Source organism: Saccharothrix texasensis, assembly GCF_003752005.1.
Taxonomy (GTDB): Bacteria; Actinomycetota; Actinomycetes; order Mycobacteriales; family Pseudonocardiaceae; genus Actinosynnema; species Actinosynnema texasense.
In genome coordinates, this window is the sequence record NZ_RJKM01000001.1 from 8,052,607 (window position 1) to 8,074,301 (window position 21,695).

Annotated in this window: 11 protein-coding genes and 2 pseudogenes; 7 read left to right on the forward strand and 6 right to left on the reverse strand. The window is 65.5% G+C overall.

All coding sequences use genetic code 11. From position 1 onward, the window contains the following. Nucleotides 1-246: 246 nt before the first annotated feature. Complete coding sequence (locus tag EDD40_RS36250) at nucleotides 247-2,826, reverse strand: S8 family peptidase (RefSeq protein WP_123746882.1); 2,580 nt, start codon at nucleotides 2,824-2,826, stop codon at nucleotides 247-249. 17 nt (nucleotides 2,827-2,843) lie between these two features. Further along, the gene (locus EDD40_RS36255; RefSeq protein ID WP_123746883.1) at nucleotides 2,844-3,827 is read right to left on the reverse strand and encodes an AAA family ATPase; all 984 of its coding nucleotides are present in this window, start codon (nucleotides 3,825-3,827) and stop codon (nucleotides 2,844-2,846) included. A 352-nt stretch (nucleotides 3,828-4,179) separates the two neighbouring features. Between EDD40_RS36255 and EDD40_RS42115 the strand changes: the two genes are divergently transcribed. Continuing rightward, nucleotides 4,180-4,326 carry a hypothetical protein gene (locus EDD40_RS42115; RefSeq protein WP_170184873.1) on the forward strand — a complete coding sequence of 49 codons (147 nt, stop codon included), beginning with the start codon at nucleotides 4,180-4,182 and terminating at the stop codon, nucleotides 4,324-4,326. 400 nt (nucleotides 4,327-4,726) lie between these two features. Here EDD40_RS42115 and EDD40_RS44005 read toward each other — a convergent pair whose 3' ends face one another. Then, a complete protein-coding gene (locus EDD40_RS44005; RefSeq protein WP_246038128.1) occupies nucleotides 4,727-5,755 on the reverse strand; it encodes an integrase in 1,029 nt (342 codons plus the stop codon). Between the two features lie 1,091 nt (nucleotides 5,756-6,846). Here EDD40_RS44005 and EDD40_RS41220 point away from each other — a divergent pair. The 3 genes and pseudogenes from EDD40_RS41220 (at nucleotide 6,847) to EDD40_RS36280 (ending at nucleotide 10,150) form a co-directional block, all read left to right on the forward strand. Beyond that, nucleotides 6,847-9,282 carry a hypothetical protein gene (locus EDD40_RS41220; RefSeq protein WP_148089014.1) on the forward strand — a complete coding sequence of 812 codons (2,436 nt, stop codon included), beginning with the start codon at nucleotides 6,847-6,849 and terminating at the stop codon, nucleotides 9,280-9,282. 114 nt (nucleotides 9,283-9,396) lie between these two features. Further along, nucleotides 9,397-9,755 (forward strand): annotated as a pseudogene (locus EDD40_RS44895) (transposase); the annotation flags it as partial. Between the two features lie 17 nt (nucleotides 9,756-9,772). Then, nucleotides 9,773-10,150 carry a hypothetical protein gene (locus EDD40_RS36280; protein WP_148089016.1) on the forward strand — a complete coding sequence of 126 codons (378 nt, stop codon included), beginning with the start codon at nucleotides 9,773-9,775 and terminating at the stop codon, nucleotides 10,148-10,150. Here the strand turns inward: EDD40_RS36280 and EDD40_RS36285 are convergent. Both EDD40_RS36285 and EDD40_RS36305 read right to left on the reverse strand, forming a co-directional pair. Further along, complete coding sequence (locus EDD40_RS36285) at nucleotides 10,144-11,355, reverse strand: IS256 family transposase (protein ID WP_246038379.1); 1,212 nt, start codon at nucleotides 11,353-11,355, stop codon at nucleotides 10,144-10,146. The two genes, EDD40_RS36280 and EDD40_RS36285, sit on opposite strands and share 7 nt — an antisense overlap. 1,020 nt (nucleotides 11,356-12,375) lie before the next feature. Next, complete coding sequence (locus EDD40_RS36305) at nucleotides 12,376-12,546, reverse strand: integrase (protein WP_123746886.1); 171 nt, start codon at nucleotides 12,544-12,546, stop codon at nucleotides 12,376-12,378. 687 nt (nucleotides 12,547-13,233) lie between these two features. Here EDD40_RS36305 and EDD40_RS36310 point away from each other — a divergent pair. Next, a complete protein-coding gene (locus EDD40_RS36310; RefSeq protein ID WP_123746887.1) occupies nucleotides 13,234-16,689 on the forward strand; it encodes a protein kinase domain-containing protein in 3,456 nt (1,151 codons plus the stop codon). Nucleotides 16,690-17,279: 590 nt separating this feature from the next. On the opposite strand, the gene EDD40_RS36315 is transcribed toward EDD40_RS36310, so the two are convergent. Then, nucleotides 17,280-17,468, reverse strand: coding sequence for a hypothetical protein (locus EDD40_RS36315; protein WP_123746888.1), 189 nt, complete (start codon nucleotides 17,466-17,468; stop codon nucleotides 17,280-17,282). Between the two features lie 130 nt (nucleotides 17,469-17,598). Here EDD40_RS36315 and EDD40_RS44900 point away from each other — a divergent pair. Together EDD40_RS44900 and EDD40_RS36325 are read left to right on the forward strand one after the other, a co-directional pair. Then, nucleotides 17,599-17,787 (forward strand): annotated as a pseudogene (locus EDD40_RS44900) (helix-turn-helix domain-containing protein); the annotation flags it as partial. A gap of 326 nt (nucleotides 17,788-18,113) precedes the next feature. Beyond that, nucleotides 18,114-21,686, forward strand: a complete 3,573-nt coding sequence (locus tag EDD40_RS36325; protein ID WP_148089018.1) for a tetratricopeptide repeat protein — start codon at nucleotides 18,114-18,116, stop codon at nucleotides 21,684-21,686. Nucleotides 21,687-21,695 lie beyond the last annotated feature (9 nt).

Below are 21,695 nucleotides of genomic sequence, written 5' to 3' on the forward strand. Positions count from 1 at the left end.
CCCGTGGAACACCAGCATCCTTGCGGGCCTTCCCGAGCCCGTGTCCTGAGTGCGCTTCTGACCTGCATGGATGGAGTTATCGGCAGGCACAGGGCTGGGGAGTGCGGGAGGACAGCAGGGCGTCATACCGGACCTGGCGACCACGACTCCTTGATCAGGAGCTACGAAAGGTAGCGGGCGGAGTAGGTGCGGTTGGTTCCAGATGAGGGTGCGGTCGAGGAGTTCTCGGCGGCAATCGAAATCGGGTCAGGTGGTGATGGTGGTTGGGACCTGGACTTGTTGGGCCACAGGGGTCCAGATGTCGGTGTCGACGCCTGGTGTGTTGATGGCGACGATGAGTGCATAGCGGGCGTCGTGGTCGACGCGGTCGCGTGCAGCTTGTTCTTTCCACCAGCCTCCGACGGGGTAGACGGCGAGGGCTCCACGTTGGGCGAGGTCGGAGGCGGTTCCGGTCCAGATGTCGGTGTGGAGGGAGCCGGGGGCTCTTTGTGCTTCGGGGCCGAAGAGCCATTCGCCGGTGTCTCCGGCTGATGTGGGGCGTTTTTCTTCTTCCTGCAGGGCTCTGAGGTTGAGGCGTTTGTGGAAGTCGTCGTTGGACTCGGTGGGGCGGCGTACGTCGAACCGCAGGCCGTGGGAGGCGTAGTTGTAGCGGCCGTTCCATCCGCGGCGGGCGGGGTTGGGCTCGATGAAGTAGGACAGGGTCACCCGCAGCTGGACAGGGGTCGCGCCGAGGTCGGCGAGCACGTCGGTGGGCCAGGGCAGGTCGTGGAAGTGGATCTCGCGCAGTTTGTCGCCCTGGAAGGGGGTGATGGTTTCTTGGGCGATGAGGGTGAGGGAGTCTCCGGCGCTGCGGGTTGCTCGTGTCAGGTCGGGGACTCCCATGCCGTAGCGGCGCAGTACGGTGCGTTTGTCCCGCTTCTTCGATGTCCTGTCCACGTGGGCGCGCATGGCGGGGGTCCACTCGGCGGAGTGGACGATCAGTCCGCGTACTGCCTCCGGCCACAGCGAGGGGTAGTCGGCCATGATCCGAGCGGCGAGGTGTGCCGCTTGGGCGGTGGCGGCGCTGGTGGCGCCGATGGTGGTCAGCTGGCGGCTGCTGCTCGCCGTTGACCGGTTGTCCGGCGCGCGGGTGGTGAGCAGTTCCAGTGCGCCGACGGGGTGGCGTTCGGTGCCGTCGGGGGATTCCGCAACGTTGCCGCCTTCCATGACGATCTCGGGTTTGACGGGCCACTTGGTGTTGAACGCCACGGAGGTGCGGCTGAACGGTGAGAGTTCCCCACGCTGTGCGAGAGGGCTCCATCCTTCGTAGACGCCTGGCGGGTACAGGAAGGTGTCGAGGTCGGTGTAGGCACCGACGGTAAGCACGTTCCACGCTTGGGCGGGGTCCTGCACGGGTTCGATGTCGCTGCGGGACAGGTGATCGTGGTCGAAGGTCTCCACGTTGCCGGCCGAGACGATGAACAGTCGATGCGCGCCGGGGTGGGCCGCGCCGAGCAGGGACAGACCCGTCTCCGACTCGATCACGCCGCGTCCAGCGGCCAGCGCGTCGAGAGAGGCCGACCACGACGTCGGTTTGCCCAGCACCGACTCTGTCACGCCGTCGGCGGATGGAGGTTCGGAGGTGAGGGCGGTGACGGCCATCGAGTAGGCGCGGCGTCGGCGGGTCGCGACGGTTTCCACTGCTGCGACGCCCGAGGCGGTGATCGCGCCGTAGAGGTCGGGTTCGTTGTCGGGGAAGCCGGGCGGTGGAAGCAGTGTCAGTGATTCCAGGCCGTGCCGCAGGGTGATCGGGCCGGTCGTGGTCATCGCCTCGGCGAGATCGCCGTACAGGGCGAGACCGGCCATGGCCGTGCCGTGGCCGTCGTGGTCGTATTCGGTGGACCAACGGGGGTCTGCGGCGTGACAGTCCTGCGGTGGCAGCGAGGCGTCCAGCAGGGGGTGCATTCGGTGCACGCCGGTGTCCATCACGCACACCGCGGGAGCACCCGGCCCGGCGGCGACCACGAGCCGTGCCAAGTCCCGCACGAACCCGCTTTGCGTGGTGGCGTCCTCCTCGGCCAGGAATTCGGCGCGATGGATCGGGCTGCGCAGTTCCGCGATGTCATCGAGGATCTCGATGGCCGATGCCAACTGCTGCACGGTCGCCAGGACCATCACCACCGTCCGGGTGTTGAATCCCAGCGCCCGGCGTCCGACCCGCATGCCGGCGTCCCCGGCGTCGGCGTAGGCGCGCAGCCTTGCCAGTTCCTTGCCATCTCGCGGGCGCAGCCACACCTCCCACCACACGGACCCGTCCGAGTCGGGAAACCGCGTGATCGGATCGGTCCACAGGGCCTCGACGGAGGCCAAGCGGACGGCGTGGATGCGGTCGACGAGGTTGCGGTGGTTCGGCGCGCTCTTGTCGACCGAGGCCAGGTACTCGTCCAGGCGCCCGAAGAAGTAGCCCATGGTGCCCTCGGGCACGAAGACCGTGGCGGTCTCCACGCGTTGCCCGTTGACCACGTCGACGCGCACCGAACGCAGCTCGGGATGTGTACTGCCGGTGCGCGGATCGAGGCTGTTCAACGCCAGTTCGATGCCGGGGAAGCTCTCGAAAGCGACGTAGGTGCCCGGAACGGCGTCCGGAACGATCACCGGGTTGCGCTCGCGTCGAGCGCGGGCGTCGTGTTCGGCCGTTTCGAGTCCGCTGCGGATCGAACCACCGTGGGCACGCCGGTCCGCAGGGTTCGGAATGACCTTCGCATCGCCGCGACCTGGTACGGGGGCGTAGTCGAAGGTGGAGCAGCGGTCGGAGACGATCAAGTGGGTCTTGTCCCGCTGTGCCATACACCCTCAACCATCGCTCAGCCGATGTGGTCCGCCTTACGCGCCTGGAGGGCCTGACAGAGAGCGGCCGTGGTCACCGGCCCACCGTCAGTCAGGATCGCGTCCTTCGCGGCGAGTTCGGCGGCCACGGTGATCTCACCCTGACTCAACCCTTCGGCGGCTTGGTCGATCTTCGCCCAGTTCAACCGTGCCACCTCCACGGTGGCCAACCGATTCCTGATCACCTGGCGTGCCACCGCAGAGTCTGGAAGAGGGTACTCGATCACCGTGTCGAATCGGCGGAAAATCGCCCGATCGAGTAGTTGCGGATGGTTGGTCGCCGCGACCAGCAGGCTGTCCGAGGAGTGCGTCTCGAGGAACTGAAGGAAAGAGTTGAGCACTCTTCGTATTTCGCCGACGTCGTTGCCATGGGTCCGCTCCCCTGCCAGAGCGTCGACCTCGTCGAACAGATACACGCCACGCGTCTCGACGAGCGCGTCGAAGATCAAACGCAACTTCGCGGCGGTCTCGCCCATGAACTTCGTGATCAAACCGTCCAGGCGAATCACGAACAATGGCAGCCTCAGCTCACCGGCCAGGACCTGTGCCGACATGGTCTTACCTGTCCCCGGCGCCCCGGTCAGCAGCAGACGCCGTACGGGACGGAACCCGTGAGAACGCAGCCGGTCGGCCTGGCGCTGCTCCAAGATCACGCGTTCAAGCCTGTGCAGCAGGTCCGGATTGAGTGACATGTCCGCCAGTGCGAGCTGCGGATAGCTCACATTGAGCAACTGGGCGAGTTCGCCACGCGGCTGGGCGACTGCGACGAGCCTGCCCTGCGTGACCGGGGAGGTCGACTGCTGGCGTAGCGAGTCGACCAGAGCCTTGAGTTCCTGGGCGAAGCGTCCGTGCCCGTTACGGGCCGCCCCGGCGGCGACCTGGAGGGCAACGGAGTAGAAGCGGGTGTCGTCGCCCTCCGCATGGCTCTTGACCAGTGCTTTGACCTGATCTGCCGTAGCCACCCGACCTCACCTCCCCTGCACGCCTGCCGCGGTCGCGCTCGATCGACGCCGAACGATAGCGGTACCGCTCCCTCAGCTTCCCATGCCTCACCCTGACTGGCCTGCCGTTTCGAGATGCGGACGGCCAGCCTGTCCGCACCGAAGCTGCTTACATTCTGTGATGGTCTTTCAACGATCGGCTCCGGCGTCGATTGCATGAGCAACCCGTGTGGTCGTCCCTGGCCGGACGTCCATCGTTTCCGCACTCGGCCAGCGTCGTGGTTGAGCGGATGAACGGGTGCCTACTCTGCGGTCGAGTGTCGTGTGCGCAGCGTCTGATGCGCTCGTGCCTCGGTCGATTCCCTGCGACTGGGTGCAGCATCCCGACGGGCTGCTGCCGCGCGACGGCGACACCGTCACCGGCGACCGCGCCGAACGCTTCGCAGCCCATCACCACCCCGCCACCGTTGCCGCGTTCGCGGGCACCCTCGCCCTGGCCCGGCTGACACCCCGCCTATGACCGAACCCGCGCTGCGGCACCACACTCACCGCACTCCTGCAACCCCTGCTGTCCGCAGGGGCGCCACCACCGGCACCGCCGTCGACGTACGTCAAGGCGACCACGAACTCGTCCTGGTTTCGGGCACAACCCGCGATCAGACGGCGGTGCCATCGCAGGACGGTGCCCGTGTCACCAACCGGTGCTCACGTAGCAGTCGTGGCAGTTGGCCCGTCAATGCGGCGAGCACAGCGCGATCGACCCAGTCCAACCGCGGGCGGGGGTTGGTCCGGCGCAGCACGGCGACCTCGTGCCGCAGCACCAGCAACTCCACGTCCTTAGCCGCTGATGACCGGCCGAACAGAACCAACCAGCCACCGAGCGGCACGAAGATCAGGTACAGCAGTCATAACGCCACACCTCACGATCCTGCCTCGGAGGCCAGAGAGCAGAATCGCCGCAGCTCAGCGTCCCAGTGCAGAGTTCTGACACCCCACAGGTTGTTATAGAAGTGCTCGTACTCGCGCAGGGCGTGCAGCAGGTGCTGTTGGTTCCAGATCAGCGTTCGGTCGAGTAGTTCACGGCGGCAGCTGTGGATCCAGCGTTCCATGATCGCGTTCATGCGCGGGATGCGGACGCCGCTGAGGACGACCTGGATGCCGGCGTCGGCGAGGACGGCATCGAACAGTGCCGGGTACTTCCCGTCCCGGTCGCGGATCATGAACCGCGCGTGTTCGCCCGAGTCTTCGAGATCCATGACGAGGTTCCTGGCGGCTTGGGTGACCCAGGATGCGGCGGGGCGCGCGGTGGTGCCCAGGACTCTGATTCGGCGGCTGGTGTGCTCGATGACCGCGAGCACGTACTGGCGGGTGCCGCTCAACGTGGAGGTCTCGAAGAAATCGCAGGCCAGTAGTGCCTCGGCCTGTGAGCGGAGGAAGGCCGACCAGGTCGTCGCGGTGCGCTGGGGCGCCGGGTCGATCCCGGTGTCCTTGAGGATTTGCCAGACGGTGGAGGCTGCGACCTTGATGCCGAGTACGAGGAGTTCGCCGTGGATGCGGCGGTAGCCCCAGGTGGGGTTCTCCCGTGTCAGGCGCAGCACCAGGAGGCGGATCGAGCGGACGGTCCGTGGACGGCCGGGCCGCCTGGGACGGGATCTGGCTGCGTGGCTGCGTGCGAGGAGGTCGCGGTGCCATCGAAGCACTGTCTCCGGACGGACCAGTAGTCGGAGCCGACGAAGCGCATCGGCCGGGAGTCGGTGCAGCAGTGCCGCGAGGAACGCCCGGTCGCTGGGGGAGAACCGTGGACGGGCGTCACCGAGCTGGCGTTCCAGGAGGGTGATCTGGTGCCGTAGCGCCAGGATTTCCGTGTCCTTGTCCCGGTCGCTCAGGGGCAGCAGGCGCAGGAGGGCGAACGCGTTGGTCACGCCGAGGTAGGCCAGTCGGAGCGGCACAGCCGCTCATCATGCCGCGTCAGCGGCTGGCGCTGTGGACCTACGGCCGCACCCACGAGCACCTCGGCCCTTCAAGCTACGCACCGCTTCAACCTGCATGGATGGAGTAATCGGCAGGCACAAGGTCCAGCACCGTCTCCTCGAGTCCGTGCTCGATCAGCCGTTGCCGAAACCCGGTCAACACGGTGTGGTCGAACCCCGGATCGCTCAGCTCCAGACCGAGCGCGTACTACCAGTCGCTCCGAGACCGCGAACACCTCCGCCGCCTGCTTGTAGCCCTCCATCCGCCCCGACTTCAGCGCCACCACCCGCAACCGCAACACTCCTGCTCCGCAGGCGACAACCGATGCGCACCCTCAATCTCAACCACACGACCAGCCTGCAGGCAACCGATCGCTTTCATTTCAATATATGAATGTGATTGCCGCAAGGAATAAAGTGTTGCGGTGTTCCACTTCAAGTAGAAGTACTGTAATATGGACCTGCTCGACGCCGTCGACTAGTTGTGAGTTGATGCCATGTTTATTACAGAGACGAATGTAGCGATTATCGTCAGTGTACTGGGTGCGATAGCTAGCATCGCTGCAGTAGTATCAGTCAGTCTAGATGCGCTCAATGCGGCGCGGGAGCGTGAAGTCAGGCTGCGTCGCACCGCCGGGTGGTTCATAGCGGCGCTAGCGTTGACAGTAGTCGTGGGGTGCGTGTGGCGGCTAACGGAGAATGGTATTCCAATCCAGCAGTGGCTGACTCAACGATTATCCTGGTACGCCGCTGGCGCTGTTATAGTCGGAATAATTGCCGCGATTACGGCTGTACGAACACCTATCGTAGGTTATAAGCTGTTGCGAAATGTCGCAAGAGAGACTCGGGAGCAAGTGCGCATTGATCTTTCATCGCGGGTTGTTCGTCCGACTCGAGGCTATTGGCGGATCATGCGGTGGTCGGCGACTCCACTCACTGTGGTGTTCGGTGAGCGGGGTAGTGGAAAGAGCTTCAACATTGGATTCATTGTCTCAAAGATCTGCAGAAATGTGGTCCGGCACCGTCGGCCGCGACAAGTGGCTATCTGGATAAATGCGAACGCTGTCAACATGATCGACACTGTCGAGGAGATTACTTCTGATCTTATCGCAGCGCACGTGGAGATGGCCGCTGCACAAGGCAACGCAGCGGTCGCTGACTATCTTGCCACCCGCATGCATACAGGTCGCGGGCGTGTGCGTTGGTTGGTGGTGATCGACTCTATCGACGACCTTCCACTTGGTGGTCAGATCTCGGACCGGGAAGCGGCAGTACGAAAATACTTGCACCGAGCGCGAGATTTTGCTCGTACACGCGAGCGCGTTCAGATTGTTGCCATTATGCGTTCGGTACCGAACCTCGAGGCCGACGTGCCCGTATACCAGGCCGAACCACTCACTGATAATCAGTTCCGTGAATTACTCGGAAGCGTCGACCATCCCGAGTTGGCCACCCGGATTCGATTTGACCCCTACTTCGGGACATTTCGGGAAAGTCCGCTTCTAGTGCAGACACTTAGCGCTTTACCTCCTCAGGTCAAACCTGTCGATACTGGTTACGACCTAATGAGATGGATTGTACAAAGCCGGCTTTCTTTGTTGTGTGAAAACAATGAACTTCGCACTTCGGTTGAGCGCGCTGCCGGTCAGCTAGCCTGGCAGATGGCGGAAGCAGGAAACGAGCATTCGGTGATGCCCGCCGACCTTAAAGACGAGGTAAGTGTACTTCAACGTGCAGGCTTGGTCCGGGCAATTGGCGACAGGTGCCGATTTAATCATCCATGGATTCGCGACTATTTCGGCGCCCGGTTACTAATCGCCGGTGACTGTCCACTAAATTTGCGATGGGCATTGCAAAATGAGCTTCGCGAGGAGTTCGTTGTCAGTGCGCTGCAATCTGGTGCAACCCACCTCGTCGAACAAGCTGTCGAGGATGCGAAGACGATCTTAAAAGAAGAGAAGGATGGGGCAGACCCTGCGTTGCCCTCCTTGCTTACATTGCACGAAGCGTCCAAGGTTGGACTGGGTGGGGCGCGGTGGCCTGACCGGGCAGGTGCTGTGATGATCATGTTGGTGCGTGGACTCTGTCGTGCGCCAGGTAGTCTGCTCGGACAGCCAGCAATCTCTGAACCGGCCACGCAGATGGTTCAGTCGGCAATGAGAGCCAGCACGGGGCGTGTACGAAATCTGGCCTTACAACTACTACCCCTCGCTGCACCAAACACGGCAGCGGACTGTGCGCGCTTGATTCTAGTTGACAAGGAAGACTCAACACTCATAAATCCGCTGCTCGAACAATTGGCTTGGTTGCCCAATGTAAATATGCAGCTTGAGCCCTCAGTACTCGCGAGGACCCTTTTAAGCAACAACGGCTACTACATGCTGAACATTCCACAAAGTGTGTCACCAGCTGCTCGGGAACCATATAGCTTGCCATGGCGGATGCGCAACGTTCTAAGGGTCGGAAGGATTTTCGCAATCGCCCTTCTGTTGCTCGTGTTGTACCTTTCCATTGATGGCATCCTGCAAAGCGAGGTTGCATATTCACTGATTTTTGGGTTGCCCGCAATAGCTTTTCTGGCTGACTCACGTGTCCGGGCGGAATCTGGTATCGGCTTTGTGGCATACGCATGTGGTGCAGTATTCGCCGCCGCCGCTGCACTCGGATTCCTGGCGGGCACTATTTTAATCTTCCCAGCCGTAGTGTCACTTTTCTCCGGGGCCTTCGCGGCGGCGCTTAAATTTATTCTTGTGGCCTACTTTACGACTTGGCCAGCCGCCATGCTGGCAATGACCCTACTCGACAAACCTGCTGCCGTGGTCGACTGGGTGCTGCCTCAAGCGCCATTGGTCCGGCAACATTTTTTGCCTTGGCTGGTTGCTCACGTGCGATCAGCATGGGCCAGACCAGAGGTTCGATCCGTTGCTACTGACCTTCCTACACTTGTTCTGGTGCTCCTCGGGATTGCTTTCTTCATCGCGACCGGCGGTCGCTCGACCGAGTCAGTATCAGTCGTCGACATTATCGTCGGTACGGGGGGCCCGCTCTTTCTTTTCACAGCAGGCTTGCGGGTGTGGAGGCGACTGAGGCCGGACCGCAGCCAACTCACTGCAGCACTACGTGGGGTAATTCCGAAAGATATTGATGACCACTGGTTGCTGGAGATGTTAGAGCAGGCAGTCAAGCGGAATCGCATTGATGTGGGCGGACTACTGCGAAGCCTTTCAAGTGCGGAGTCCGTCACGTTGGCTAAAATTGCGCAAGTGCTTGATGACCTAGATAAAGCTTTAGAATTCGCAAGAAAAGTACTTCCTCAAGACGTAGGCACCTCGCTTCACATACCTCCGGCGGTATTCGCATTGGCCGGACCGTTCACTCTTCCAGAGTTTCACGACTGGCTAGAGACTTTCGAATCTCGCCATCCAGGTATTCTCGACTGGTTGACCAAAAGTCATCGAGGCCTTGTGGCCGAGTTGGCGGATCGAGCTCATCATCCTGGTCAATAATGCGCGACATTGCGCTTGCTGATCTTTGATTTGTGGTGCTGTTGGAGGCAGGTTCAGACGGTCGTAGCATGTGATCTTGAAGTTCGGTGGGAAGGATCGGCCGCCGTGCGCCGAATGTTGACGTTGGCCAATCGGGAGGAGATCTCCCGTGGACTAGCCGAGTCGTTGGACTACAAGGAGATCGCGGTTCGGATCGGTCGTGACGCCTCGGTCGTGTCGCGGGACGTGGCCCGGCACGGCGGTCGCGACGGGTACCGGCGGTGGTGGCCGACCGGGCCGCGGAAACCGTCCGGTCGAGGCGGAAGTCTCTGGCGGTGGACCGCGATCCGGTGCTGCGGGCGCGGGTGGCGGGGCTGTTGCGGGCGGGTTGGTCACCGGCGTCGATCACGGGCCGGTTGGCACGGGGCGAGGACGGCGAGGACGCTGTGCGGGTGAGCCACGAGGCCGTCTACCAGTGGGTCGGGACTTCACCCCGGATGTTGGACACGGGGTGCAGTCCCTCAGCCTCACCGCCAGTGACGTCCTAGCCGGTCTGACCCAGCAGGGCCAGACCGACAGCGCCGACTACGGCTTCACCGTCGACTACCGCAACGGTGCGCTCGACTGCCGCAACGACTTCCACCTCAACTACGCGACGGGGGTGCGGTGCTCGACACCAAATCCCGTCAACTGCCATCGCCTCACCGTCACCGCGAATTCCTTCGACTGGCTCGTGATCGACCAGGACAACGACTCCCGCGCCACCTTCAAGAGCGTCGCCTCGGTGACCGTCGACGGCAGCACGATCACGAATGTCTTCACGGTCGAGCCCGTGCGCGGGCCGGGGGTCTATCTCGTAATCGGTGTGTCCGGCGTTGTTGATCAGTAAGTCTCGGCGTTCGGCCAGCGGTCACCGAACGTGATGGCGAAGGCGTTGAGCACGGGCTTCCAGCGCATCGTCCACCTGGTGCGGCCCGTTCCGGTCGGGTCGAGGCTGCGGGTGACAAGGTACAGACACTTCATCGCCGACTGCTCGGTCGGGAAATGCCCGCGGGCTCGGATCGCCCGGCGGTAGCGGGCGTTGAGCGACTCGATCGCGTTGGTGGAGCAGATCATCCGCCGGATCTCGACGTCGTAGTCGAGGAACGGCACGAACTCGTCCCATGCGTTGCGCCACAACCGGATCATCGCCCCGTATTTGCGGCCCCACTTCTCCGCCAGGTCCTCCAGCGCGGCGGCCGCGGCGTCAGGGGTGGGCGCGGTGCAGATCGGGGCGATGCCCCGTTTCACCGCGTCCCAGTCCTGGCGGGCCACCAGTCGGAAGGTGTTGCGGATCAAGTGCACGACGCAGGTCTGCACGACGGCCTGCGGCCACACGTTCGCCACCGCGTCGGGCAGGCCCTTGAGCCCGTCGCAGACCAGGAAGAACACATCGTGCACGCCGCGGTTCTTCAGGTCGACCAGCACGCTCATCCAGAACTTGGCGCCCTCGCCGCCGGTGCCCATCCACAGCCCGAGCACGTCCTTGCGGCCGTCCACCGTGACGCCGATCGCGGCGTAGACCGGCCGGTTGGCGACCTGGCCGTCACGGACCTTGACCACGATCGCGTCGAGGAACACCGCCGCGTAGACGGCGTCAAGCGGGCGGGCGGCCCAGTCGTTCATCTCCGCCACGACCTTGTCGGTAATCCGTGACACCGTCTCCTTCGACACCGAGGCGCCGTAGATCTCGGCGAAGTGCGCCGAGATCTCCCCGGTGGTCAATCCCTTGGCATACAACGACAACACGATCTCGTCGACGTCGGTGAGGCGACGTTGCCGCTTCTTGACGATCTGCGGCTCGAAGGTGCCCTCCCGGTCGCGGGGCACCTCGATCCCCACCCCGCCGGCCGCGTCGGAGATCACGGTTTTGGTCCGGCTGCCGTTGCGCACGTTGGTCGACTCGCGGCCGGGTTCCGCGCGGTTCTTCTCGTGGCCGAGGTGCTCGGTCATCTCCTCGGCCAGGGCGGTCTCCAGCACGCTCTTGGTGAACAGCTTGAGCAGGCCATCAGGGCCGGTCAACGCCAGTCCTCGCGCCTTGGCCTCGACCACCATCGCCGCCGCGGCGGCCTGCTCCGGCGACAGCTGCCGCCCGGTCCCCGTCTCGCTCTTCCGTGCGCTCACAAGCTCAGATGTCATCACTCACAGTGCCCATCCCGCCGGACCCCAGGCCCGGCGTGTCGGGCCGAACACACCGATCTTGAAACAGTCCCCGGGCCGGAGCGACGATGACTTTTCGAGCGGCACAGGCGCGGAAGCTCTTCTGTTGACTGAAAGAACCGGAGCCCTGTGCCTGCCGAAAACGTCGTCCATGCAGGTCAGGCAGCGTGGTAGTACTCGTTGAGGATTCCGCCCAGCCGCTGTCGTTGGCGGATGTCGAGATGGGTGAGCGCTGCTTGGTCGGTGATGGGTGGTGGTAGGGCGTGTAGTGGTCGTGCGTTGTGGATGCCTTGGTGGGGTCGGTGGGTGTTGTAGAACTTCTCGTACTCGTGCAGGGCGTGGAGTAGGTGCGGTTGGTTCCAGATGAGAGTGCGGTCGAGGAGTTCGTGGCGGCAGCTGCGGATCCTGTACCGCTCGAAAAGTCATCGCTGCTGGTCAAGCTGCGTGTCTGTACTCGTTGATGAGGCCGCCAAGGATGGGGGTGCGGAGCGGTCTGTGGGTGTCGAGGTCGTGTGCTGCGGCGGGATGCTGCCGGGCTTCGGGTGGTAGTTGGTTGCGGGCTTGGTGGGGTCGGTGTCGGTTGTAGTGGTCTTCGTAGGTTTTGAGGACGGGCTATGAGTTTGCGGTGCCAGGCGAGCACGGTACCGGGCATGACCGGAAAGACCGCCCGCCACCGGCGGCGATCCATCAGCCCGGACAGGGCGGCGAACCGGAACCGGTCCGCGGGCTCGTAGCGGACAGGGCCTGCGAGTTGCCGACGAAGGACCGCGTTCTCGTGGCGCAGCACGATCGCTCGGCGTCCTTGGCCGCCTCACTGCGGAGAAGCACCGACGGGATGGACAGCAACTTCCGGGTCACCTTGTACAGCAGGGACACGATCACCCGGACATGCTCTCAACGCGGCGACACCCCGCTCTACCAGCAGCGATGACTTTTCGAGCGGCACACCGTTAGTTGGCGGCGAAGGACCGCGTTCTCGTGGCGCAGCACGATCAGCTCGGCGTCCTTGGCCGCCTCACTGCGGAGAAGCACCGACGGGATGGACAGCAACCTCCGGGTCACCTTGTACAGCAGGGACACGATCATCCGGACATGGTCTCAACGCGGCGACACCTCGCTCTACCAGCAGCGATGGTTTCCGAGCGGCACAACCACTACGCAGCCTGACCTGCACGGACGGTATTTTCGGCAAGCACAGCGTTCCCCGGTCGTGGAGGCGGTCAGGGGGCACGGGCGGCGTCCTTCTGGGACTCGGGCTTGTGGCGGCTCTTGCACGAGGTGATCACAAGGCACAGCTGTCGCTTGCGCCTCGAGTGTCCGCTCGACGTGCGAGAGCAGCGCCTCGCGACGGCGGAACGACAGCGGCTCGCGCGGGATGTCGCCGATGACGAGCTTCCGCGGGTCTCGCCTCGTGGTGAGCGCAGCACATCCGGGGGTGCGTCGCAGCTGGAGGTAGGCGATCACGGCCGCCACCCCACCGATCAGGGCGCCAGCCGTGCCAACGGCCACATCCGGGTCCACGCGGCCAGGGTAAGGGGAGCGAGGAGCCGGCCGGACCCTGCTAATCTCAAGCAGTTGTGAATTTCTTTCGCGGTATTCCTCGCCTTTCGTCCGCACTTTTGCGGCCCCCGGATCAGGGGATCGGTGTACTCCGCCGGCCGCGATCGGCGAGGCCGGCTCTCCATCTCAATCGGTCTTTCGGTTGAGTCACGTTCACGTTCCGGTGGTCTGTACGATTCGCGGCCCAGTGCGTGCGGATCCGGTTGAGGAGTGGTGTTGTTAGCGGACGACCGGCCGGCGGCCCCTCGGTGGTTCGAGGCGGGGAGGTCGCGGTACCAGCACGAGCAGAGCGGTCTTGATCACGTGCGTCGGTTGATGCCTGATCGGGAGCCGTACCGGGCTTGGGCGACGTTCAGCTTTCCCACGCCGTCTGGGCATCTTCCGGAGTGTGATCTGCTGATGGCGACGCCCGCCGGGTTGTTCCTGGTGGAACTCAAGGACCTGGGCGAGCACGTGACCAACGACGGCGGCCGCTTCGTGTTCCGCCGATCGGGCGCCAAGCGACCGAGGGTGCTTCACAACCCGTTGCAGGTGGTCGACCAGAAGAGCAAGGACCTCAGGGCGCAACTCCGCCGGGTCGCCAGCAGGGAGCGGCCGGGGCTGCGGGTGCCCAGGGTCGAACCGGCGATCTTCCTGACCACACCGGGTCTGCGGTCGGAGTTGGACGACATCCACCGTGTCCGCGTGTACGGCCGGGACGGGGAATCCACCGGGCTGGACTGGATCTGGCGCGACCTGCTCGGCCAGGTGCCGGACGAGCAGCTGGTGACGGAGGATTTCTCGGCCGTGCTGCCAGAGTTGCTGCGGCACCTCGGGATTGCTGCGGCCGACGCGTATCGGTGGTTCGGTGACTGGGAGCTGGCCCCGGAGCCGTTGGACTTCGGGAGCACGTGGGAGGACCGGCTGGCCACCCGGAACAGCGGGGTCCGGGAGGAAGGACGGCTCCGGGTCTACCTGACCGCGCAACAGGCAACCGGTGACGCTCGAGCATCGGTCGAGCGGCTGGCACGTCGTGAGTACGAGCTCCTGCGGGACATCACGCACCGGGGCATCGCACAAGCGGTGCAGTTCGGGCACCACCGAGACAACCCGGCGATCCTGTTCCGCCACCAGACGTCCGACCTGCGGCTCGATGCCTACCTCGCGTTGTACGGGAAGTCGCTGACGGCCCGACAGCGTCGTGAGATGGTGCGGCAGCTCGCCGAGGCGGTCCGGTACGCGCACAGCCACTCGCTGTGCCATCGGGCGCTGGCAGCCCGATCCGTGTTCGTGTCGGCGAAGACCGACGGGACCTCGCCAGTGCTGCGGATCGCCGACTGGCAGACCGCGTTCCGCGGCGACGACGTCAGCCGGCTGTCCTCGATCGGCAAGTCGTCCGTGAACGGTGAGCACCTCGCGGACATCACCGACGTCTACCTGGCTCCGGAGGTCGACGCGCCGCGCGCCGATGCAGTGCGGCTGGACGTGTTCGGGCTCGGAGCACTGGCCCATCTGATCATCACGGACGAACCGCCTGCCGAACGGCGGAGCGACCTGATCGACCGACTGACCGCGGAGCGGGGGCTGCGGACGTCCGGCCCGCTGGGCGAGCTGATCTTCAAGGCCACCCGCGTCGACGTGGCGCAACGCTTCGACTCCGTCGATTCGCTGCTCTTCGAAATGGACCGGGTCGAACGCAACTCCATCGGTGACGAGGACCGGGACCCGGTCGATCCGCTCACCGCTGTGCCAGGCGACCGGGTCGACAAATGGCTGGTCGAGCGAGTGCTGGGCACAGGGGCGACCGCGCGGGTCCTGCAGGTCGTCCGAGAGATCGTCGATGACGATCGAACCCGAACCGAACGGCGTGTCTTCAAGATCGCGCTCGACGAGGAGAAAGCCGTTCGACTGCGGGCCGAGGCGCGGGTGCTCGCCCAGGTCGGCGGGGGAGTGGTTGTGCGCCTGCTGAACGGCCCGCGGCTCGTCTCAGGACGCACAATCCTCGAGCTGGAACACGCGGGAGAGGAGTCGCTAGCGGCACGACTGCGGACCGGTGGCAGGCTCGGCCGACGCGAACTCGCGAGGTTCGGTGGTGACCTGTTCAGCGCGCTCGACCAGTTGGCGGCCCGGAACGTGCGCCATCGCGACATCAAGCCCGACAACCTCGGCGTCCTCCAGCGCGCCGATGGGGCCAGACAGCTGATGCTCTTCGACTTCTCGCTCGCCGACGCAGGGCCAGGTGACATCAAGGTCGGCACATGGGGCTACCGGGACCCCTTCCTCGGCACGGCAGATCGTCCGCTGTTCGACGATCACGCGGAGCTGTACTCGGCCGCAGTCACCTTGCATGAGATGGCATCGGGGGTACGCCCGCTGTGGGGTGACGGCACCGACCCCCGGATGACCGACGACCGGCTCCCCACCATCGCGACCGCGGAGTTCGACCCGTCGCTGGCCAAGCGGCTCGCGGAGTTCTTCAACCGTGCCCTCCACCGTGATGTCGAACAGCGCTTCCGGGATCTCGCGGAGATCGAGGAAGCCTGGCGCACCGTGTTCGGCCCCACCCGGTCTCGACGCCGCAAGCCGCCCGCCCGCCCCAGGCGTGTGCAGACCGCCATCCGGACGGCCGCGCGTCCAATTCGGTCGGCCGTTGACCGCCGTCGCGTGTGGATGCTGACCGCTCTCGCGGTGACCGGCGCCGTCCTCGCTGCGGCTCTGGTCGCTGATCGGCCGGCATCGACGAACCAAGCGGCTCCGGGACCGACCACCTCGTCCACGGCGAGTTCCACACCGCGGGCTCCGACGACGAGCCCGTCCGCCTCCGGTCCCCGGATCCCGGCGGCGACGGACCTCACCCTCACCTTCACCGTCGACGACATCGCCGGCTACCGCATAGGCGACAGCATGATCGGTCAATCACGGCAGCGCGTGAACGTTCGCGAAGTGATCACCGATCCGGAGTCGGCGACGGCTTCCAGCTTGGCAGCGTGGGTGTCGCTCTACCAAGCCGGCGCCGTCGATCCGAGTCGGCTGAGAACCGGTGAGGCCGTGTCGGTCGCCGGCCGGACCGGCTACTACCTCCCGGCTGTGGCCGAACCCGGGTACTACGGAGCCAACCGGGTGGGCAAACCGACGATCGCCGTCGAGTACGCGAACGACTCCTGGTACCTCGTGCAATCCGACGATCCCTTGCCCAAGGCGCGCGAGACCCTGCTGAAGGTGGCCGCCGCCGTCCGCCTGGGTGTGAACCGGACGATGCGCTTCCCCGTTCGGTTCGACTACCTGCCAACCGGGCTGCGCGCCTGTGGTGGTGCGGACGGCCTGGACCCTGCCCGGGTCGGCGTCCAACCGTGGGAAGGCAGTGTCGAACTCTGCGACGACACGTTCGGCAGGTACGACAATGGCAGCACCGAGACGGGTGTGGCGATCAGGATCGGCATGGTCGCCGATCCGTCGTATCCTCGGCCTCGAGGGAGCGACCGCATCGCCGGAAGGGTCGTCGACACCTGGAGTCAAGGGGCCACGGTCGACTGCGTCGAGTTCGTCCTGATCGTCAACGTCACACCCAGTCACGAGTCCAGGTATCCCGAGGCCGAGATCAGGAAGATCCTGGAGTCCATCACCGTTCGGGGCGTGCAGGACCGGTCGGCCTGGTTCACCGGCATGGAGACGCTGCCCACTATCCCGTGATGGTGCAACGATCGCGTCATTGCGGGGTATCGGTGAGCCCGCCTCATCCGGCGGGATGTCAGGGCCTGAGCGACGTTGTCCTCGGCCGGAAGGACAGCCGGATCTCGCGCGGATGATCCCCGTGAACGGTGAACTCCCCAGTCTCCGAAGTTGCCTTCCGGCCGCTTGCCAACGACGATGCGCCGGCATGGCCGACGCGGAGCCGGTCCGGGTGTCGGCCCGGCCCGGCCCGGACCGGCTCGGGCGATGAGGGCGTGCGGGTCATCCGCTGACCGAGGCCGAGAAGTTGTTGACCGCCAGACCCACGCCGCCACCGTTCGGCACTGCCCGCATCGATCACGGAGCGCGTCCGCACGGCCAAGGCCAACGACGCACGGATGTCGTCTCCATCACGCCTCCCAGGTCGACTCCGCCCACTTCAACTACACGATGCTGGCCCGGTGGCCGCGCGGGGCGAGGCCGATGCCGGACGACTCCGGCATCGTCGCGGCTTGACGCCGCTGAACGAGCACGTCGACAGCGCACAACACCCCTGCTGAGGTCGACGCTCTGCAGCCGGACCAACTCAGCGAAACTTCGTGGCCGATGCGCTAGCCGGCATCCGTCGCATTGCGGCCGAGTTCGGCCCTCGCTTTGCGGATCTCGTGCCTCAACGCGAATGCGGCTCGGATCAACGGCCGTAACGAGTTGATGAACCTGGTCAGTGCTGGGGGAATGCGGGTTGCGGTCGAGATGACCAGGACCAGCATTGCGGCAATCGTCAACGCTGTCTGAGCCATGTGGCGGCCTCCTTTTGGCGAGTTGTCGAAACGATGGCCCAAGCCTTTTGGATTGGGTCTGCCCGCAGCGTTCGACGTGCGAAGATGCCCAGGTCAACGGCGGGTTACCGGTGTACCGGTCCGGTACCGGATGTTCTCTGCGAGGCAAAAAGTGAGTGGTACTCCAAAAAGTGAGTTGGCGGAAGGGCTTGAGACCCTCAGACGGCTCACGAAACTGAGCAAGAGTCGGGTCGCGGAAAAGGCTGGCGTGAGTCAGCAGCGGATCAGTGACTGGTTCAACGGCAGCAACGTCCCGACTCGCGAGAACCTCAAGGACGTGCTCAGAGCCATGATCCGCGAGATCGAGGTCAAGCGCGTGCCAGTCCCTCCCGAACACTCGCTGGTGCTGGACGACAGTGCGACCGGGCCGTGGTGGACCTGGCGTGACGCCGCCGCCGTCGCCGCACGCGACAACAATCCGGTGGCGCCGGGTTCGACGGACCTGGTGCTCCACGTAGATTCCGTGCAGACCCGATTAACGGGCCCTGGCCTGGACGTCTTCGCACCGCACGCCGGTGTGCGCCCGCAGCTCGCCGAGGCGCTGGAAGACCTGTGGCGCACACAGGCAGTGGGCGAACCGGTGGCCCCAGGCGAGCAGCCGCCGCTGTGGTCTGTGGCTACCTGTTGGCCGCGTCGTTCCTGCCCGGGCGGGTGCCCGAGGTGTTGGCGAAGGTGCTGCGCAAGGCCGAGAAGAACTCGACGGTCGTGCGCATCGGGATCGAGGTCGCCGATGATTCGGCACTGTCCCGGCTGCCATGGGAGGCGTTGCCGGACCCGGTGTCCGGGCAGCCGTTGGCGTTGCACCGCTTGGTGGTGGTCTACCGCAAGGTGCCCGAGTCGCCGATTCGGGTCGTCCCGGGTCCTTTGCGAGTCGTCGTGGCCATCTCGGCCCCGACCGGCGACGGCGGCGAAGTGCTCGACTACGAGATGGAGCTACGAGCCGTGCTCACATCGGTGCACGGCGCGCGAGCGGGTACGGCGCGCGTCGAGATCGTGCCGTTCGCGACGACCACGGCGATCCGCAACGCCGTCCGCGCCGAAGATCCGCACGTGCTCCACATCTGCGCCCGCGGTGACGGCAACAGCCTCGACTTGGAGGACGACGAGGGCGGCGTTCGCAGAGTGACTGCGGAGGAGTTCCTGCGCGAGGCGCTGCCCGCCGGCGCCGTGCCACCCGTTTTGGCGCTGGCGGTGCGAAGATCCGCGGACTCACCGGCCGTCCAAGGGTTCGCCGCCCACCTGGCGGGTCACGGGGCTGCCGCCGTCATCAACACGGAGCAACCGGTCGGCGACCAGTTCACGACCCGCGCGTTCGCGTCGTTCTACGCCGACCTCGCACACGACGACCGGCCCGATGTGGTCGCCGCGCTCGCCCACTCCCGCCGAACGGTCCACGACCAGCTCGCCGCTTCGACCGAGCGCCGGGACCGCGATCTGGCCGCCAGGGACCACTGGGCCGCGGTCACGGTGTTCGCGGGCAGCGGGTCGTCGGTGGTGTTCGGGCCCGAGCGCAGCCAGCCCACGGTTCCCGGCCGGGCGGTGACCGCTCGCCGGGGACTGCCCGACCTCGACGCCGTCGACGCCGGTGAGTTCGTCGGCCGCCGCGCCGACCAGCGGTCCCTGCCCAAGCTGTTGTCGCGGGGCCGGCGAGGCGGTGTCCTCCTGCACGGCATCGGCGGTGTCGGCAAGACCGCCTTGGCGTCCGAGCTGATCCGCCGCACGCTGGAACGCGACCCCCATCTCGCATTGGCGACGGTGACCGGTGTCGCCAACGTCGACTCGGTGCTGCGGAAGATCGCATGGGCGTTGCGCAAGCAACTCATCGCGGCCGACCAGCAGGCCGGTCGCGCCTGGCGGGCGACCCTGTTCGCCGACAACCGGAATGCGCCGTGGCGCGAGCGTTTGGACATGCTGCGCGAGGAAGCCCTCGGCGCGGTCCCGGCCCTTCTGGTTCTCGACAACTTCGAGGACAACCTCACCCACGGCGAGCACTACGAGGTGCGAGACGAAGGCCTTCGGGCGTTCCTGGTGGAGTGGGTTCGGGCGACGGCGAACGGGAGCCTGCTCGTCACCAGCCGCCACCCGTTCTCGCTTCCCGACGGGGCGGAGGGCCGGCTGCACCGGCACCACGTCGGACCGCTCAGCTTCGCCGAGACCATGAAGCTGGCCTGGTCGTTGCCTCCCCTGGACGAACTCGCCACCGATGAACTGCACCGGATCTGGCAGTCCGTCGGCGGTCACCCCAGGGCACTGGAGTACGTGGCCGCGCTGTTGGCGCGCAGCCACGGCCACGCCGCGGACATCACGGGCCGCCTGCACGAGCATGTCCGCAGGCGCCTAGGGGACCGGGCGGACGCATGGTTCACGCAGGACCGCGATCTCGACACGGCCATCGCTGACGCGGTGACCGAGGCAGCCGACGACGTGCTGCTCGACCAATTGCTCGCCGGTCTGACCTCGGACGCGTACAGCTTGCTGCGGCGCGCCTCGGTGTACCGCGTCCCGGTCGGCGACGAGGCGTTGCTGTTCCAGATCAGCAGGATCGAGGAATGGCCGACCTGGGTGTTGAGCGAGGCTGCGATGAGGGACCTGCTTGCCACTGGCGACCCCCACGCCGCCTTGCAGGCGATGCCGTCGACGCCCCGGCCGATCGTCGTCACCGCCGATCCCGCGGAACTGGCGAAGCAGGTGGACCTCCTCACTCGGTCCAGCCTCCTGGCCACCGACGCGGCCACTGAACGTCGGTTCGTCCATCGCTGGACCGCGTCCGAGCTGGCCCGCCGCTGGGCCGCCGATGACGACCACGCCGCCGCGTTGCGCAGCGCCCATCAGCACGCCGCCGCCTACTGGCTCTCGGACTCCGCCGACGCACTGCCGGAGACCGACGACGTGGACAAGCTGTTGGAGGCCCGCTACCACCACCTGGCTGCCGGAGACACCGCCGAAGCAGGCGAGCGGACCAAACAAGCCTGCGAGACGCTGCGCCGACGCGGCGCGTGGGAGCAGGAACGCTCTCTCCTCTTGGACACCGTGCACGCCCTGGGGCCGGGCGAATCGTCCGTCGTCACCCTGTTGAACCGGCTCGGCGAGATGAGCGGCCATCGTGGTGATCTCACCGGCGCCCTGCATTTCCTGCACGAGGCGTTGCACACTGCCGAAGGGCTCGGTGACCAACTCGCCACGGCCGCAGCACATATCCGCATCGGCGAGTTCCAGCACGATCACGAGCAGTACGACGAGGCCGACAAGCGATACCGCGAGGCCCTCGACATCTACAGCAGACTCGCTGACGAGTCGGGCATCGCCACCACGCACTACCTTTTCGGGCAGAACGCCCGGGCGTGCGGTGACCGGTCCTCGGCGGAGGCGCATTGCAACACGGCGCTGGCTGCGTTCCGGGCCCTCGACGACCGGCACAACCAGGCGACGTGCTACCAACTGCTCGCGCAGCTCGCCGACGAACAAGGCAGGCGGCCCATCGCGCGTGCCCACTACGAGGTGGCACTCGCGCTCCTCGACGAGATCGGAGCCCACTCGGACGCGGCCCGACTGCGCGCGCAACGCGGTGGCATGACGGCGCGCAACGGCGACCCGGAGCAGGCCGCCGAGGACTACCGGAACGCCTTTGCCGTCCTCCAACAGGCCGGCGAAATCGCGGACGCCGCGCACATTGCGGAAGGCCTGGGGGAGCTGGCGGTGAGCCGCAGGGACGCCGAGGACGCCGCTTCCTGGTACCAGCAGGCGCTGACCCTGTACAACACCACGAACGACGTGCGTGGCATCGCCTCGGCCTACTACAACCTCGCGACAGCCGCGCTGGTGCACCACGACTTCCCGACCGGCGAGGCGCACGGCCACCACGCGTTGCGCTACTACACCCAATTCGGCGACCTGCGCGGGATCGCCTTGACCTGTGGCCAACTCGGCACCTTCGCCTTGGTGCGCAAAGACTTGGACAACGCCGCGAACTACTACAGGCGGGCGCTGGAGGCGTCACTAGAACTCGGCGACGACCAGCACATCGGTGGCACGCTGTTCAACATGGCGCAGCTCTACCGGACAAGCGGCGACACCGACGCGACCCGGGACGCATTGCAACAGGCACAGCATCACTGGGCCCGAGTCGGTTATGAGAGAGGGATCGCCGACGCGCAGGAGCTCTTGGACCAGATGCGATGATCGCCGCAA